The organism is Peribacillus simplex, from assembly GCF_001542915.1.
In the GTDB taxonomy this organism is placed as follows: domain Bacteria; phylum Bacillota; class Bacilli; order Bacillales; family DSM-1321; genus Peribacillus; species Peribacillus simplex_B.
In genome coordinates this window covers 60,228-77,391 of record NZ_LNNH01000039.1, presented here as the reverse complement: position 1 = coordinate 77,391, position 17,164 = coordinate 60,228, and the positions used below count along the sequence as shown (strand labels likewise).

General features: G+C 43.7%; 15 protein-coding genes and 1 riboswitch. Of the genes, 12 read left to right on the top strand and 3 right to left on the bottom strand.

Annotated features, from left to right (window positions below; genetic code table 11):
- Positions 1-7: 7 nt before the first annotated feature.
- From AS888_RS18420 to argH, 3 genes are read left to right on the top strand one after another with little or no spacing between them, the layout of a single operon-like run.
- On the top strand, positions 8-1,120 hold the full coding sequence (locus AS888_RS18420; protein ID WP_061143606.1) for an ABC transporter ATP-binding protein: 1,113 nt from the start codon (positions 8-10) through the stop codon (positions 1,118-1,120).
- Positions 1,117-2,805 (top strand): ABC transporter permease, encoded by a 1,689-nt coding sequence (locus AS888_RS18415; protein ID WP_061143605.1) that lies wholly within the window; start codon positions 1,117-1,119, stop codon positions 2,803-2,805. Before AS888_RS18420 ends, AS888_RS18415 begins: the two co-directional genes overlap by 4 nt.
- Before the next feature lie 15 nt (positions 2,806-2,820).
- Positions 2,821-4,305, top strand: a complete 1,485-nt coding sequence (gene argH, locus AS888_RS18410) for an argininosuccinate lyase (RefSeq protein WP_061143604.1) — start codon at positions 2,821-2,823, stop codon at positions 4,303-4,305.
- 228 nt (positions 4,306-4,533) lie between these two features.
- On the opposite strand, the gene AS888_RS18405 is transcribed toward argH, so the two are convergent.
- The 3 genes from AS888_RS18405 to AS888_RS18395 all read right to left on the bottom strand — a co-directional run bounded on the left by AS888_RS18405 (position 4,534) and on the right by AS888_RS18395 (position 7,729).
- Complete coding sequence (locus AS888_RS18405; protein WP_061143603.1) at positions 4,534-6,009, bottom strand: sodium:solute symporter family protein; 1,476 nt, start codon at positions 6,007-6,009, stop codon at positions 4,534-4,536.
- Positions 6,006-6,206 carry a DUF3311 domain-containing protein gene (locus AS888_RS18400; RefSeq protein WP_061143602.1) on the bottom strand — a complete coding sequence of 67 codons (201 nt, stop codon included), beginning with the start codon at positions 6,204-6,206 and terminating at the stop codon, positions 6,006-6,008. Before AS888_RS18400 ends, AS888_RS18405 begins: the two co-directional genes overlap by 4 nt.
- Positions 6,207-6,391: 185 nt before the next feature.
- Positions 6,392-7,729, bottom strand: coding sequence for an amino acid permease (locus AS888_RS18395; protein ID WP_061143601.1), 1,338 nt, complete (start codon positions 7,727-7,729; stop codon positions 6,392-6,394).
- Between the two features lie 178 nt (positions 7,730-7,907).
- A riboswitch (glycine riboswitch) is annotated at positions 7,908-7,986 on the bottom strand.
- Between the two features lie 489 nt (positions 7,987-8,475).
- Here AS888_RS18395 and AS888_RS18390 point away from each other — a divergent pair.
- The 9 genes from AS888_RS18390 (at position 8,476) to moaD (ending at position 17,061) form a co-directional block, all read left to right on the top strand.
- Positions 8,476-9,849, top strand: coding sequence for an amino acid permease (locus AS888_RS18390; RefSeq protein ID WP_061143600.1), 1,374 nt, complete (start codon positions 8,476-8,478; stop codon positions 9,847-9,849).
- Between the two features lie 448 nt (positions 9,850-10,297).
- Entirely contained in the window at positions 10,298-11,362 is a 1,065-nt protein-coding gene (locus AS888_RS18385; protein WP_061143599.1) for a P-loop NTPase, read from the top strand.
- A gap of 99 nt (positions 11,363-11,461) precedes the next feature.
- Entirely contained in the window at positions 11,462-12,250 is a 789-nt protein-coding gene (gene fdhD, locus AS888_RS18380) for a formate dehydrogenase accessory sulfurtransferase FdhD (protein ID WP_061143598.1), read from the top strand.
- A gap of 52 nt (positions 12,251-12,302) precedes the next feature.
- Positions 12,303-13,319 (top strand): GTP 3',8-cyclase MoaA, encoded by a 1,017-nt coding sequence (gene moaA, locus AS888_RS18375; RefSeq protein WP_061143597.1) that lies wholly within the window; start codon positions 12,303-12,305, stop codon positions 13,317-13,319.
- A 49-nt stretch (positions 13,320-13,368) separates the two neighbouring features.
- On the top strand, positions 13,369-13,851 hold the full coding sequence (gene moaC, locus AS888_RS18370; RefSeq protein ID WP_061143596.1) for a cyclic pyranopterin monophosphate synthase MoaC: 483 nt from the start codon (positions 13,369-13,371) through the stop codon (positions 13,849-13,851).
- Between the two features lie 157 nt (positions 13,852-14,008).
- A complete protein-coding gene (locus tag AS888_RS18365) occupies positions 14,009-15,025 on the top strand; it encodes a MoeB/ThiF family adenylyltransferase (RefSeq protein WP_061143595.1) in 1,017 nt (338 codons plus the stop codon).
- A 17-nt stretch (positions 15,026-15,042) separates the two neighbouring features.
- Entirely contained in the window at positions 15,043-16,335 is a 1,293-nt protein-coding gene (locus AS888_RS18360; RefSeq protein WP_061143594.1) for a molybdopterin molybdotransferase MoeA, read from the top strand.
- 36 nt (positions 16,336-16,371) lie between these two features.
- Positions 16,372-16,821: a molybdenum cofactor biosynthesis protein MoaE gene (locus AS888_RS18355; RefSeq protein WP_397252140.1), complete on the top strand. Its 450-nt coding sequence runs from the start codon at positions 16,372-16,374 to the stop codon at positions 16,819-16,821.
- A gap of 6 nt (positions 16,822-16,827) precedes the next feature.
- Positions 16,828-17,061 (top strand): molybdopterin converting factor subunit 1, encoded by a 234-nt coding sequence (moaD, locus tag AS888_RS18350; RefSeq protein WP_061143592.1) that lies wholly within the window; start codon positions 16,828-16,830, stop codon positions 17,059-17,061.
- The last annotated feature ends 103 nt before the right edge of the window (positions 17,062-17,164 follow it).

The following is a 17,164-nucleotide window of genomic DNA, read 5'->3' as shown; positions in this document are numbered from 1 at the left end:
TCGTTGGATGGCTTCAATAAAAATGGAAAATGTCCAAAAAGCCTTCGGAAAAACGATAGCTGTTGACCATTTAAACCTGGAAATCAACGAAGGAGAATTTTTTACCTTTCTTGGACCGAGCGGCTGCGGTAAAACGACGACGCTTCGGATGATTGCCGGCTTTTATTATCCTACGAAAGGCATCGTCCGCTTTAGCGACAAAGATATGACGCGCGTACCGCCGGAAAAAAGAAATACAGGCATGGTATTTCAAAACTATGCTCTCTTTCCCCATATGACTGTTTTTGAAAATGTGGCATTTGGCCTGCGTGTTAGAAAAATCCCATCGTCGGAGTTAAAGACGAGAGTGCTGGATGCTCTCCAAAAAGTCAGGCTTGAGAGCTACCCAAACCGCCAAGTGAGCCAGTTAAGCGGCGGTCAGCAGCAGCGGGTGGCCCTTGCGAGAGCACTGGTGATCGAACCGGAAATATTGCTGCTGGATGAACCATTAAGTAATTTGGACGCCAAGCTTCGTGATGAAATGAGGGGGGAGATATTAAGGCTTCAGCGAGATTATAAAATCACCACCATTTATGTCACGCATGATCAAGCTGAAGCATTATCGATGAGTGATCGGATTGCTGTGTTCAATTATGGTGTATGTCATCAGGTCGGTACGCCGGCAGAAATTTATAATCAGCCGGCCAATGATTTTGTGGCTGGTTTTATAGGTGAAAGTAACCTTTTACCCGTTCAAGTCAAAAGTGTGCAGCAAGAGAATGTAGTGGTCACGCTTAAAAACGTTGATCATCCGATTACGATTGATGTTCCCAATCACGCTGGAGAGGGAGAGCCCATTTTGCGGACGGATAAGGACCTTGCCGTTTCGATTCGTCCCGAAGCCATCCGGATTTTGGATGTGGCAGAAGAAGGAGTGAATAGCTTTAAAGGGAAAATCGATTCCGTCCAATTTTTTGGTTCTGTGGTTACTATCACCGTAGCTGTTCAAAACGTGTTCCTGAGAGTGGATGTCTTGAATACTCATGAATTTAGACACTTTTATCAAGGGAAGGAAGTGCATGTTCAACTACCACAGAAACGGCTTCGGCTCATTCCGATTATAAGCGGTGATGCTCCATGATTAAAAATCGCGATACGAGATTGACAGTTTGGCTGCTTATCCCAGTTGTATTGGTGCTCGCGGCATATGTTCTTTATCCTTCATTAAGGACTTTCATCGAAAGCCTGCAAAAAGATGGGGCAGCATCGCTCGGTAATTACCAAGACTTCTTCGTACAGGAATCGAAGACGAACCTGGAGGCGCTTTGGAATTCCGTTTATATCTCCGGTTTGAGTGTAGTGGTCAGTGCGATGATAGGCATTCCGCTCGCATTCATTTTTAATCGGTATGACTTTCCAGGCAGAAGCTTCTTTTCATCTGCAGCGATATTGCCGATCGTTTTGCCATCATTGGTCGGGGTCATGGCCTTCCTGTTTTTATATGGAGAATCGGGATTGATTCCGAATATCATCAAGGATCTGTTCGGCCTCGAGCAAGTGCCTTTCAAAATCGGCGGGCTCTCGGGAATCTTGATCGTCCATGCCTATACAATGTATGTCTATTTTTATATGACTGTCTCCGCTGCAATCCATAAAATCGATCCGTCATTGGAAGAAGCCGCTCATAACCTTGGAGCTGGTAAATTCAAGGTATTTTGGCAAGTGACCTTTCCACTGTTGACGCCCGCCATCGTTGCCGCTTCTTTGCTTGTTTTCATGATTTCAATGGCCTCCTTCAGTGCCCCGTTTTTATTGGCTGGCGGGTACCGGGTTCTGAGCCTGCAAATCTATTTTTCGAAGCTTAATGGTGATATGGAGATGGCTGCAACTCAATCTGTCATTCTGACCATCGTTTCAATTTCCTTCCTATTGTTCATGCGCTGGTATCAGAATAGGAAGGACTACCGCATCGCCTCGAAAGGGATTGGGGCACATAGAAGTGAAGTGAAAAACCCGCTTATGAAGTGGGCGCTGGTCATAACGGGCATCATCGGCGTGATCATCCTGCTTTTACCCCACTTCACGATTTTATTGCTTTCACTTGTACCGGATGGAACCTGGACATTTCAAACGTATCCATCCGTATTCAATATCGAAAATTACCGCCTATTATTCGAAGATCCCAATATCTTTAAACCGCTCCAAAATAGTTTGCTGATGGCCGTTATTGCCACACTGGCAAATCTAGTATTCGGTGTGATCACTTCGTATGTCCTTGTTAAACGGAAATTCGTCGGGAAAAGCATTATGGATATTTTGGTCATGATTCCCTGGGCCTTGCCGGCAACGGTCATCGGGATGAACCTGATATTCGCCTTTAATGAACCGAGCGTGTTTTCTTTTGGTCAAATATTGGTGGGGAGCTTCTGGATATTGCCGCTTGCCTATTTCATCCGGCATATCCCACTTGTTGTGCGTTCGACGAACGCCGTTTTGGAGCAGCTGGATGACTCGATCGAGGAAGCGGCCAGGAACCTGGGAGCGAAGTGGTTTTATACCTTCAGAAAGGTCATTTTGCCGATCATCATGCCTGGAGTGTTGGCAGGGACATTATTGGCATTCATCGAGTCAGTCGGGGAATTTCCAACGTCGGTGCTGCTGTATACGATTTCCAATCGGCCGATATCCATTGAAATCATGAATCAGCTGCGGATGTTCAATATGGGGCAGGCTGCTGCCTATGGGATGGTACAGATCACGCTTATTGTTATCGTGCTTTTCATTTCGAACAAGTTTTTTGGAATCAAAGCGGAAAAAGCTTTATAAATCGGAGGTTCAAAGATGGGTAAGCTTGATGAATTTATCAAAAATGAAGGCAGTGCTTTTCCTGGAAAAACATATGCGGAAGAGCTTTTGATGCCTGTTTTTAATGATCAAAGAGATTACTTATTTCATGCCATGTTCGATATTCATCGGGCACATGTCATCATGCTTTCAGAGCAAAAGATCATTATGGAAAGTGAAGCGACCATCATGTTGGAGGGCATTCGGAAAGTGGCTCAAACAGAACTCGGCGTGCTGAACTATCAACCGCAATTCGAAGACTTATTTTTCATGATGGAGGCAAAGATCGGAGAGGAAATCGGCCATGAGCTGGCGGGTAAAATCCATATCGGCCGCAGTCGCAATGATATGGGGGTCGCGATGTACAGGCTCGTATTAAGAGGCCGCCTTCTCCAACTGATTGGTCAAGTGGATCAATTGCGAGAAGTATTCCTCGTCCAGGCAGAGAAGCATGTAGAAACTTATATAACCGGCTACACGCATACTCAGCCTGCCCAGCCGACAACATTAGGCCACTACTTTCTGGCCATTCATGATGTTCTCCAAAGAGATTCAGGCAGGCTATGGGCAGCATACGAAACGGTGAATCAGTCTCCCCTTGGTGCCGCTGCATTGACCACGACCGGCTTTCCGATCAGCCGGGATCGGACTGCGGAACTGCTTGGCTTCGATTCGATTATTGAAAATTCCTATGACTCGATCGCCGGTGCCGATTATTTGGTGGAAACCGCGACGGCGATCATGACGTGCATGGTTGATGCCGGAAGATGGATTCAGGATTTCCTGCAGCATGTGACAAGGGAATTTGGTACATTTCATGTGGCAGATCCCTATGTCCAAGTAAGCAGCATCATGCCGCAAAAAAGGAATCCTGTCTCCATTGAACATTCCCGGTCGATTGCAAGCAGTGCGTATGGGGATGCCCTAGCTGCCATGAATATGATCCACAATACGCCATTTGGGGATATCGTCGATACGGAAGATGATTTGCAGCCGCATTTATACCGGGCTTTTTCGAATGCGGGCCGTGTCATGAAGCTTATGTATGCCGTCATCGCCACTTTGAAAGTAAATGAAGGACATACGAGGGGAATGGCGGCAAAATCCAGTATAACCGTTACTGAATTGGCGGATACGCTCTCAAGGGAGCACAAGATATCCTTCAGAAAAGCCCACTCGATAGCCAGTCATATCGCAAAACGTTCGTTAAGCGAAGGAAAAGAGCTATATGACTGGGACACCAAGGACATTAACAAGATGATAAATGAATTCGTTTCAGTCCATATAGCAGAAGACAAATGGAAAAAAATCATCTCTCCCGAATACTTTGTCGAGATAAGGAGCATCCAGGGCGGACCGAGCCCAAAAGAAGTATCGAGGATGGTAGTGGATAGAAAACAAAAACTAGAAGGAGAGATGCAGCAATATAACGAAAAAATCAACGCTTTAAATGACCGAAGGAAGGCCTTGATCGATTATTGAAGGTATCAAGCAAGATGTGGGGTAAGGGTAATGATCAAGGACTGTCTGCGCTTCGGGGTATATTGTTTAGGCCGTTCCAATCCACTCAGTTTTAACATTTTGATAGAAGCCTTTTGGTCAGCCGTGGGCATCCAGTTCAACTTAGCCTTTATAAGGAACGTTTATAGTACAGTCTAAGGCCCAGTCTTTTTGACTGAGCCTCTCGTCTCGTATTTGCTAGTAGTTGCTTCAAATCTTGTTAATATTAGGTTCTGCCTGCATGGACCTCTTACTGAAAGCAAGGCTTACTAGGAACATCACCAGGAAATTGACCGCCAAGGCAATGATTCCGACATTCAAATCTTTCGCCGCTTGCGGCAAGGATGGAAACAAGGTTCCAATTGTCGAATGACTGACCGTAATGCAGGTGACGATGGCCAACCCACTGATGATGCCGGCAATTGCACCATATTTATTGATGGGATTATTCTTTTTCAAACTAAAGAGAAGGGACGGGAAGAGCTGTGTTATGAAACTGTATCCCATGAGAATCAGTGCCGACATCGTATCGCCTCCGTTCAAGGTAAAGTAGACGGCGATAAGGGCTATGGCGGGCACAAGGAATTTTGCCAATCTTACAATGTGCCTATCGGATGCCGCCGGGGCAATTTCCTTATAGACGTTTTTCGCGAGCAGCGTAGCGACACTCATCAATAGCATCGATCCCGGAACCAATGCGGTCAGCAACCCCGCTCCGCCGATTATGCCGATGAACCATGGATCGAAGGTCTCGATCGAAAGGCGGAGCAAGGAGAGGTCGGCATCTGCACCAACGAGCCCGGGCACTTTCAATATGGCTGTGAACCCCACGAAAAACACGAATAGTAACATGAGTGTATAAATGGGGCTGATGATGGCATTCTTTCGAAAGATCTTCCCGCTGCGCGCTGAATATACCGCACTGAAAACTTGCGGCCACATATAGAAACCGAACACGAGCAAGGTTACCGTGGAGATGAACCATGATACGCTAAGCCCTTCGTCAGGAAGCTTCAGAAAACCGGGCTTGGCTGCATTGACTGCTTCGAACATCGGTTGAAAACCGCCAAAGTAATGAATGGGCAAATAAATGCCCAAGAAGCCTATGATGGCAATCATCAAGGTATCTTTAATGACTGCAGTCCAGACAGATCCGTGTATGCCGGATATCATGACATAAATGGTTAGGCTGATGGCTCCCATCCAAACCGCCGCAGACATGGAAATGCCACCATAAGATGCTTCGGATACAATGATCCCCAAACCCTTCAGCTGCACGACGATCACTGGAATCATCGAAACCACACCGACAATCGCCGCCAGTATGCCGAGGACGGGACTTTGATATTTGCTAACAAAAAAGTCGGATTGGGACATCAGTTTATTTTCTTTGGCATATTTCCATATTTCAGGAAGGAGCCAATAGGATAATACGTAAGACAATGTGATGTATATGAGAACATATAAGGCGGGGGCACCTTTGCCGTAGGCCCAGCCGCTGCCGCCAAGAAAGGAGAAGGTCGTATAGATTTCCCCGGCCATCAATAAAAAGACGAAGATCGCCCCGAACCCGCGTCCGCCGACCGTCCATTGCTCGAGGTTCATGTCTTTTCCTTTGGAGGAGCGAATGCCTAGAAATATGGCTAAAAGTAAAAATGCTAAAATAATGAAAAGGGAGCTCTTCATTCCTGGTCACCTTCGCGATTCCTTGGATCCAGCTTATACATGATGCCCAAGATCACCGATGTAAGGACAACCCACATCGACATCCAGAACATATTGAAGGGCAGTCCCCATACATATGGCTCTATTCTATTCACAAAAGGCAGGAATCCTAGTATGCCTATAAAAGGTACTAGTGTAAGGATATAGATCATCTTCATTAAACAAACCCCTCCGTTTTATATAAAGTGAAGCGTCTGCCATCTTTTTTAGGCAATCGGCCGATGATATATAGCTTACACTATTTTGATATAAAATTTAATGTGGACGCTTATATATTTATGTGGCACTGTCAAGGGACGATTGAACCTTGAGCTCCAATGAGTCCAAGGCTTCATCCTTTTCGTTATCGTTTTTTATATTTGTAAAGCATCGCCAAGACGATGAACCAGATCGGCGTCATCAACAGTGAGAGTCGTGTAGCCTCAGCGAATAGCATGACGAGCAGGATGAACGCGAATAAACCTAGGATCAAGTAATTGATGAAGGGTGTCAAGGGTGCCCTGAAAGTCGATTTGGCTCTTAAGTCAGGCCGTGTTTTCGTATATATGATATGGGAGATCAAGATGATGCTCCATACCCAAATGAAACAGATGGCACTGATCGTGGTCACGACGGTAAAGGCCTGTTCCGGTATCAGTTTGCTTAACAAAGCCCCCAATGAGACAACGATCGTCGATGTGAATAAGGCATTGCTTGGAACAGCCTGTTTATTTAAATGGGCCAGTTTGGCAGAGGCTTCGCCATTCCTGCTTAACGTATAGAGAATGCGGCTCGTTGAAAATAATCCGCTGTTGCATGCAGAGGCGGCAGATGTCAACACAACGAAATTGATGATTCCAGCAGCGACAGGAATGCCGATTAACGCAAAAACTTCAACAAATGGGCTGCTCGTTGCATCCAGTTGCGTCCAAGGGTTCACAACCAGGATGACGAATAGGGCTCCTACATAGAACAATAAAATCCGGACAGGGATTTTATTGATGGCAGACGGAATGTTTTTCCTGGGGTTCGCCGTTTCCGCTGCAGATACCCCAACCAATTCGACACCGACAAAGGAGAAGACGACCAATTGTAAAGACAAAAGGAAACCGGAAATGCCATTGGGGAACATGCCCCCATGGCTCCATAAATTCGTTACGGAAACCGTACCCGTGCTTGTCTTGAAGCCGATGATCAACAAAATGATTCCTGCGATGATCATGGCGATGATCGTGATCACCTTAATGATGGCAAACCAAAATTCCAATTCGCCAAATAGCTTGACGGTCAATAGGTTCAATCCTAACAAAATGACAAGGCATAGGAGAGCCGGAATCCATTGAGGGATATCGAACCAGTATTGCATATAGACACCGACGGCAATGATATCGGCCATTGCGGTCATGATCCAACAAAACCAATAGGTCCATCCGGTCACAAATCCAGCCCAAGGGCCGACATATTCGGTAGCGAATTCGGTGAATGATGTATAACCTGCGTTGGATAAGAGCAGCTCACCTAAAGCCCTCATGACAAAAAACAAGGCTATACCTATGATTAGATACGAAAAGATGATGGATGGACCTGCCAAGTGAATGGCTTTTCCAGATCCCAAAAATAAACCGGTTCCGATCGTTCCTCCTATTGCGATTAATTGAACATGACGATTTTGTAAATCTCTTTTTAACTCCTGTTTAGCCATTCCGTAAGCCCCCATCTTTTCATAGTAGTAGTGGAAAATTATTTCAAGCCGGCATGATATTGGAGAGAGGGACGTGAAATTTCGCCTTGTTTTTTACATTCCTTCACAAAAGTGAACATTAAAAAAAGAGATTGGAAAATACCAATCTCTTAAAAGGTCAGAATAACAATTTATCATTCGTTACTCTTCTGTCCTTTTGCCTGAGATTGTGAATCCTTCGGCGCTGCATCTTGTACAGTCTCTCCAGAAGCTGCTCCTGCTATAGTGTCATCCATAGCATTCATCGCTTGCTTGTATGCGGTTGTCAGCAAATGTTTGTCGGTGAAGGGGGTGCCTTCACGATAAACCATTCATTATGCTTATAAAATAATATTCGAATTCTAACATTTATTCCCCCCTCGGTCAACAAATTATTTTTTCGTATCGGCAGGAGCTTGAGTGCAGTTTTAAGAGCATGATTTATAACCGGACATTGAAACGAGCTCCAAGAAAACCTGCCACTTTTGGATAATCACTATCATGAAATATCGACTAACATTTTTTTAAAATGATAGTTTTAGGGTGGGGAAATTGAAAAGATATTTTTGCCAGCTGTTTTCTTCAAAAATACATTTGTATTTTTACAGAATATTTACTATTATAAGATAAGAAAATGAAATTGAAGTGTTATACAATATTTAAACGAAATGAGATCAATAGAGTGTCAGTTAGTGTGAGCATAGAAAAAGCACCTGGAGGAATCAATCATGTCAAACAAGGAATTGAAGAGAGGGCTGGAGGCACGTCACATTCAAATGATAGCCTTGGGCGGAACCATCGGGGTCGGGTTATTCATGGGATCGGCGAGCACGATCAAATGGACTGGACCCTCCGTAATGCTTGCTTATGCCATCGCAGGTATTTTTATTTTTTTCATCATGCGTTCCATGGGGGAAATGCTTTATATGGAGCCGACTACAGGTTCTTTCGCAACCTTTGCGAGCAGCTATATTCATCCATTGGCAGGTTATATGACTGCTTGGAGCAACTGGTTTCAATGGGTAATCGTCGGGATGTCCGAGATCATTGCCGTTGGCTTGTATATGCAGTACTGGTTCCCTGAGTTACCTGCTTGGATTCCAGGTGTTGTTGCCATGATCATTTTGGGGGCTGCCAACCTCATATCCGTAAAATCTTTCGGTGAATTCGAATTTTGGTTCGCACTCATAAAAATCATTACGATTGTACTGATGATCATTGCTGGTATCGGCCTCATTTTCTTCGGAATCGGAAATGGAGGGGATGCCATTGGGTTATCAAATCTATGGTCAAACGGCGGCTTCTTCACTGGAGGCTGGAAAGGGTTTTTCTTTGCGCTTTCCCTAGTCGTAGCTTCCTACCAAGGAGTTGAGCTCATCGGCATCACGGCCGGTGAAGCAAAAGATCCTACGAAGACGGTTACAAAAGCGATTCAGTCAATCATATGGCGCATTTTAATTTTTTATATCGGCGCCATTTTCGTCATCGTAACGGTCTTTCCTTGGAATCAACTGGATGAGATAGGCAGTCCATTCGTTTCAACCTTTGCAAAGATAGGTATCACGGCAGCGGCAGGAATCATTAACTTTGTCGTGATCACGGCAGCGATGTCTGGCTGCAACAGCGGGATTTTCAGTGCAGGGAGAATGCTTTACACGCTAGCCCAAAACGGACAAGCACCAAAAATCTTTGCAAAAGTATCGAAAAGTGGCGTACCGGCCTATTGTACGATTGCCGTCCTATTAGGTTTGGGCATCGGCGTTATCCTGAACTACCTTGCACCGCCTCAAGTATTCCTTTATGTGTACAGTGCAAGTGTTTTACCTGGGATGATCCCATGGTTTGTCCTGCTCATCAGTGAGCTGAAATTCAGAAAGGTAAATGCCGCTGAAATGGAGAAACATCCCTTCAAAATGCCATTGGCCCCTTTCAGCAACTATGCGACGATCGCCTTTTTACTGATGGTTCTTGTCGGTATGTGGATCAATCCGAGCACCCGGATTTCCCTGCTTGTCGGGATCATTTTCCTCGCCTTGGTCGCAGCAAGCTATTACTTGCTGAAAATGGATAAACGAACGCCTTTACAGGATGACGATATTTAGGATAAGTCAATAAAAGCCCACTCTTCTAAAAGGGAGTGGGCTTGTTTGATGTCTGCCTGAAGCATGGGTATGTAATTCAGGTGTAATCACCAAAGGAATGGAATTAAGAAAATCCAGATAATAATGTACATAATTTGTTATTGAGCTTATAGATCGAAAGTATTATAATGAAATTACAAATTCATTGATATTGGGTAACCGCAAGTTGCCTTTATATCCTGATTTTTATATTTATTTTACGTGATGAGATGGATAACTGGTAGGTAAAGCTGCTTAGTCATTAGCCCGTCATAAAATAGGCTGTGTATGAACTTGTACACAATTTATTTTATGATGGGCTTTTTTGTTTCCCTCCTTTCTTGATTGATATTCATATGTTTGAATCTTTTTCCAAAAATCGTTTGGCCATAATGATAATGACGCTAATATTAAAAATGGAGTGATAGGAATGCTGACGCACGAAGAAGTTATGAAAGCACTGAAACACGTCGAAGATCCCGAATTGCATAAAAGTATCGTGGATTTAAATATGGTAAAAAATGTTGAAATAAACGGTGCAAATGTCGAACTTGAAGTGGTATTAACGATTTCCGGATGTCCTTTAAAGGCAAGAATCAAAGAGGATGTCGAAAATTCCCTTAAAGGGACAGGCGCCTCAGAAGTGTCATTGACCTTTGGTTCCATGACACCAGAAGAACGTGCTGCATTGACGAAAACCTTGAAACAAAATGCTTCAACAGAGACGGGGATGCCCAACATGCTGCGGCCGGATTCAGGAGTTCACTTCATTGCTGTGACGAGCGGGAAAGGGGGCGTGGGGAAATCGACGGTGACCGTGAACCTTGCCACGGCCTTGGTTCGTATGGGTAAAAAAGTAGGCATTTTAGATGCTGATATATATGGATTCAGTATTCCAGCCATGATGGATGTGAAACAAAAACCGACCATGCTTGATAAAACGGCCATTCCAGTTAGTAGTAATGGTGTTAAAATTATGTCGATGGGATTCTTTACAGATAATAACAATCCGGTCATGTGGAGAGGGCCGATGCTCAATAAATGGATTCAAAATTTCCTTGCGAATACACACTGGGGTGAATTGGATTATCTTCTTTTGGATTTACCTCCGGGCACGGGAGATGTAGCGATTGATGTAGCCGCGATGATTCCTCAGGCTAGGGAAATCATCGTCACGACTCCGCATAATGTCGCCTCTTATGTTGCTTCCAGAGCAGGCGCCATGGCAAAACATACAAAACATGAAGTACTGGGTATCGTGGAGAATATGTCTTATTATGAAGAGCAAGACGGTTCTAGAAATTACCTTTTTGGAAAGGGCGGCGGTGATATGCTGGCCCGCCAGATTGATTCTGAAGTCATTGCCAGAATACCTTTTGCGAAGCGAGAGGAAAATAATCATTCCAATGTATATGATGAAGATTCGCTTACGGGAGAAATGTTTACGTCCCTAGCTGAAGACCTCATTCATAGAGAACAAGTCTTAAGGCACTGATTCTGTTTCAGTAAATATAGCAGAATGGTCAATGTATCACGCCACTGAAAAAGTATGGAATTCTTTAAGAAGAATATAATTTTAAGGATGATTTATGATATGAAAACAACGGTGGGGAAAAGGGAGATCCTGAAATTTGCGAACGGGCATATTGAACGTGCCGAGGATGTAATTGTCACAGAGTATCCTGTTACGGTAAAAATCAATGAACAGGAATTCGTTACGATGGTCTGTACACCGGAATACATTGAAGATATGGTCATCGGCTACTTGGCATCTGAAGGGATCATCAAAAAATATGAAGAGATTAAAGACATTTGGTTTCAAGAAAAAGAAGGGTATGTACATGTGAAAATTGATAAGCTGAATCCTTATTATCAAAGCTTCCAGAACAAGCGTTACATTACATCTTGCTGCGGGATGAGCAGGCAAGGGTTCGTTTTTGTCAATGATGCTTTGACCGCCAAGAAAATGAATGATATCCGGGTGAAGATCTCCCCGGATGATTGCCTGCGTTTGATGAGGAACCTACAAGATTCAGCTACTATTTTTCAGGATACAGGAGGGGTCCATAACGCCTCCTTATGTGATGTGGATGATTTCATGCTTAGCCGAATGGATATAGGAAGGCATAATGCGTTGGATAAAATATACGGCTACTGCTTGAAAAATGACATCCCGATCGGAAATAAGATTATTGTATTCAGCGGGAGGATTTCTTCGGAAATTTTATTGAAGGTCGCAAAAATCGGCTGTGAAATAATTCTGTCAAAATCCGCTCCAACCGAATTGGCGCTAGAGTTGGCAGAAGGCCTGGGAATTACGACAGTAGGCTTTATTCGAAATCGATCATTTAATATATATACATGTCCAGAACGAATTCTATAAATGAGGTAAAGAATAATATGATTTTCAATCTTATGGAAGAGAGCTGAGGATTGTGGAAGAAGTTATCTTGGATAAATTACAGCGTCCGTTGAAAGACTTGCGTCTATCTGTCACGGATCGTTGTAATTTTCGTTGTCGCTATTGCATGCCAGAAGAAATCTTTGGGCCTGATTATCCTTTTTTAGCTTCGGATAAAATTCTGTCTTTTGATGAAATGGAGCGATTGACCCGTATATTTGTTTCTTTAGGTGTAACGAAAATACGTATTACAGGAGGAGAACCACTATTACGCAAGGATCTTCCAGAATTGATTCAACGTCTGAATTCGCTTGCTGGAGTAGAGGATATTGGCATTACGACGAACGGATCTCTTCTTAAAAAATTTGCCCCCCTCTTATTTGCTGCTGGGTTAAGAAGGGTGACAGTCAGCCTTGATTCCTTGGATGATGAACGTTTCACCCAGTTAAATGGAAACAGGAGCAAGGTCGGGAGAGTGTTGGAAGGCATTCAGGCAGCTTCTGACGCAGGGTTGAACGTGAAAGTGAATATGGTCGTCCAAAAAGGGAAAAACGATCAAGATATCGTACCAATGGCAAGATATTTTAAAGAAAATAAACATACACTTCGCTTCATCGAGTATATGGATGTAGGAAATTCTAATGGTTGGAGAATGGCGGAGGTAATGACCAAAAAGGACATTTTGGATCGAATTGGAAAAGTTATGCCGCTTGAACGAATCAAGCCGAATTATGTAGGGGAAGTGGCAACAAGGTATCGCTATTTGGACGGTGATCAAGAAATCGGAATCATCTCTTCTGTCACCGATTCATTTTGTTCCACCTGTTCAAGGGCTCGGGTTTCCGCTGAAGGAAAATTATATACATGTTTGTTTGCATCAAATGGTTATGATCTTCGTCATTTGCTCCGCTCTGAAGATTCGGATGAGGTGATTACCGATAAAATCACGGATATTTGGCATCATCGCGGTGATCGTTATTCTGACGAACGAGCAAGTGGAGAAAGTACAAAAAGAAGTTCAAAGGTAGAGATGTCTCATATTGGCGGATAAAAGCATCTTCCGCTTTAAATAGCTTCTTAACATACGAAGGAGGCAAATGATGAGCAACTTTTCACATTGGAATGAAGAAGGAAGACCTAAGATGGTCGATGTTTCCCAAAAGGAAATTACATCACGTACAGCTATTGCTCAAAGTACGATTGCGTTATCAAATGAACTATTCGATGCGATTGAAAACAAATTAATAAAAAAAGGCGATCCGCTCCAAATAGCACAGATTGCCGGAATCATGGCTGCTAAAAAAACAGCCGATATCATACCGATGTGCCATCCAATCATGCTGCAAGGAAGTAACTTTACCTTCCATTTTCAAAAAAGTGACAAAGGCTATGATCTGATCATCCGAGCTACGGTGATTTGCAATGAGAAAACAGGAGTCGAGATGGAAGCATTAACTGCCGTATCCGTTGCTGCCCTTACCTTTTATGATATGTGTAAAGCCGTCGATAAAACCATGGTCATTAAGGAAACATTTTTAGTCCAAAAAACGGGTGGGAAAAGCGGGGACTTCTTTCATGAATGATGATTGCGATACGAATTTTTCATTATACTAAGTTATTAATATTGAAAAATAACTTCAACATCACCAGGCTCCGGCGTTGATGAAAGGGTGCTGCCGATATGGGTTGGACCTTTGAGAGATAAAATAAAGGATATTCGTGGGAAAGAAGGCGAGTTCGTTGATTGATCGTTATTCACGGCAACAGCTGTTCAAGCAGATAGGACCGAGGGGTCAGGAAGAAATCAGAAATAAGCATGTACTGATTGTTGGTGCTGGGGCATTGGGCAGTGCCGGTGCTGAAGCCTTAGTGCGAGCAGGTATCGGAAAGCTGACAATTATTGATCGAGATTATGTTGAATGGAGTAATTTGCAGCGCCAGCAGTTATACAATGAAACTGATGCAAAAGGACAAATTCCAAAAGCGGTAGCTGCCGGACAGCATCTGAAGAAAATCAATTCAGAAGTGGAAATCGAAGCGCTTGTATTGGATGCAAGACCGGGAAATTTGGAAGACTTGTTACGCGGCGTTGATGTCATGATAGATGGGACTGACAATTTTGACATTCGGTTCATTTTAAATGATCTTTCACATAAGTTAAACATTCCATGGATTTATGGTTCATGTGTAGGAAGCTACGGAGCCACGTACACGATCATTCCTGCCAGGACACCATGTTTGCAATGCATCCTGAAGAAGGTGCCGAGTGGCGGTGCTACATGTGATACAGCAGGGATCATTAGCCCGGCTGTGCAAATTGTTTCGGCTTATCAAATAGCCGAAGCGTTAAAAATTCTTGTCGGTGATTATTCATCGCTTAGAAACACGTTTTTGACATTTGATGTCTGGAGCAACCAGCATTACTCCATTAAATCAGGGAAAATCCAAAAAGAAGGCTGCCCAACCTGCGGAACGGCTAGAACGTTTCCGTATTTATCGTATGAAAACCAGACGAAAACAGAAGTATTATGCGGGCGGAATACCGTTCAAATCAGACCTGCTAAAAGTATTGAATATAGCTTCGATCAAATGGAAAACCGATTAAAAGCTCATGGAAAGGTTTCTAGAAATCCTTATTTATTGTCTTGCCAGCTTCAAAATCATCGCCTGGTTATATTTGGTGATGGACGTGTTTTTGTTCATGGAACGAATGATATCCAGCTCGCCAAAAATCTCTATTATCGTCTGTTGGGCTAATGGAAGGAGTGAAAGGTATGGTAGAAAAACGAACCCCGATTCCTATAGGAGAATGTGTACGTAAAGTAACGCAATACGCCAAGAATGGCGTGAAGGAATTGATTTCGCTTGAAAAGGCCTATGGCCGGTTTCTTGCAGAAGATCTGATAGCCGATCATAATGTGCCCTCATTCGATCGCTCGCCATATGATGGATTTGCCATTCGATACGAAGATACAAGAACTGCCACAACCCATCATCCCGTGTCATTGAAAGTGGTGGGCGAGATAGGTGCGGGTATGGTTTTTGATGGACAAGTCAGACCATTTGAAGCAGTCAGGATCATGACCGGTGCTCAAATTCCCGAGGGCTGCAGTGCGGTAATCATGCTTGAATTAGTGAAGGAATTCACGGAATCTAATCAGAAGTTCATTGAAATTAAACGTTCCCTCAACAAAGGAGATAACATCTCTTTTGAAGGAGAAGATACAACAAAAGGGACCATCTTGGCAAAAAGAGGTACCTACATCAATCCTGGCATTTCGGCACTTTTGGCAACGTTCGGATATAGCAGGGTACCTGTTGCCCAAAAGCCTGTCGTAGGGGTCATAGCCACTGGAAGTGAACTGCTTGAAGTAAGTGAACAGCTTAAACCCGGAAAAATCAGGAATAGCAATGCCTATATGATGCTTTCGCAAATTGAAAGAGCCGGAGGGGACGTCAAGTATCTCGGGAAATTGAGCGATGATTTCGATAGTTGCTTCATGGCTGTCAAAAACGCCCTTGCCGATGTTGATATGCTTATTACTACCGGAGGTGTATCGGTGGGGGACTATGATCATCTACCGGCGATTTACGAAAAATTGGGAGCTACGGTCCTCTTTAATAAAGTGGCGATGCGGCCTGGAAGTGTAACGACGGTAGCGCAATTGAATGGGAAGCTATTATTCGGATTATCGGGCAATCCGTCTGCTTGTTACGTTGGATTCGAATTATTCGTTCGCCCTGTGATCCGGATTCACTTATTCAATGATCGGCCACACCTCAAAAAAGAAGCGGCATCATTAGGAGAGGACTTTACGAAGCCCAACCCGTTTACCCGATTGATAAGGGGAACGCTTGCCTATGATAAAGGCAGGCTATTGGCTTCGCCTTCGGGTTTCAATAAATCTGGTGCCGTATCCTCTTTAGCGGGAGCGGATGTATTCATCGTCCTTCCAGGAGGCACGCGAGGGTATCAAAAGGGAATGGCTGTCGATGTTTTATTATTGGAAGACGTACAAGGCAGTGCATGGCCTTGGGATGACATTGTCCCATCATACAGGTCGTAGAACATTCATGAGGTGGTAAAAAAAGTGGAACGAACGATGTTTAAAATAGTCCGTGACCCCATATTTGCAGACGAGGTAACGAACCTGGTTTCCAGAAGGGAAGCAGGAGCCATTACGGTTTTCATTGGAACCGTCAGGGAATTGACCAAAGGGAGGAAAACGTTGTCCCTTGAATATCAAGCGTATGATTCAATGGCTGTAAAAATGTTGAGTCAAATCGGGGATGAAATCAAAAATAAATGGCCGGATGCCTTGGTTGCCATCACTCATAGAATAGGCAAGTTGGAAATAACGGATATAGCCGTTGTTATCGCTGTTTCTTCCCCACACCGGAAAACAGCGTACGAAGCGAATGAATATTGCATAGAACGAATTAAACAAATCGTCCCCATTTGGAAAAAGGAATTTTGGGAAGACGGGACGAAGTGGATTGGAAATCAATTAGAGACCGCTGAATATCCGGAAGGAAAGCCGAGTAAGGAGTGATAAGAAATGATTACAGTTTTATTTTTTGCGGAAATAAGGGAAGTAATCGGATTAGATCGGATAATAATAAAAAAAGATCGGATAACCGTTTTGCAACTAAAACAATATTTTGAAAGCAAGTATCCGCTTTTATCTTTCGAGCCATTCATGACAGCCATTAACGAAAGCTTCGTAACAGATGAGGAAATGATAAAAGATCAAGATACAGTTGCCTTTATCCCCCCGGTAAGCGGTGGATGAGAACCTATCAAAAACCATGTACCAGGAAAGGGTTGGTGCAATTTGGATTTTATGAAACGTGAATAGTCGGGAATTCTTATTGAGCTTACTTATGTAAAGTATT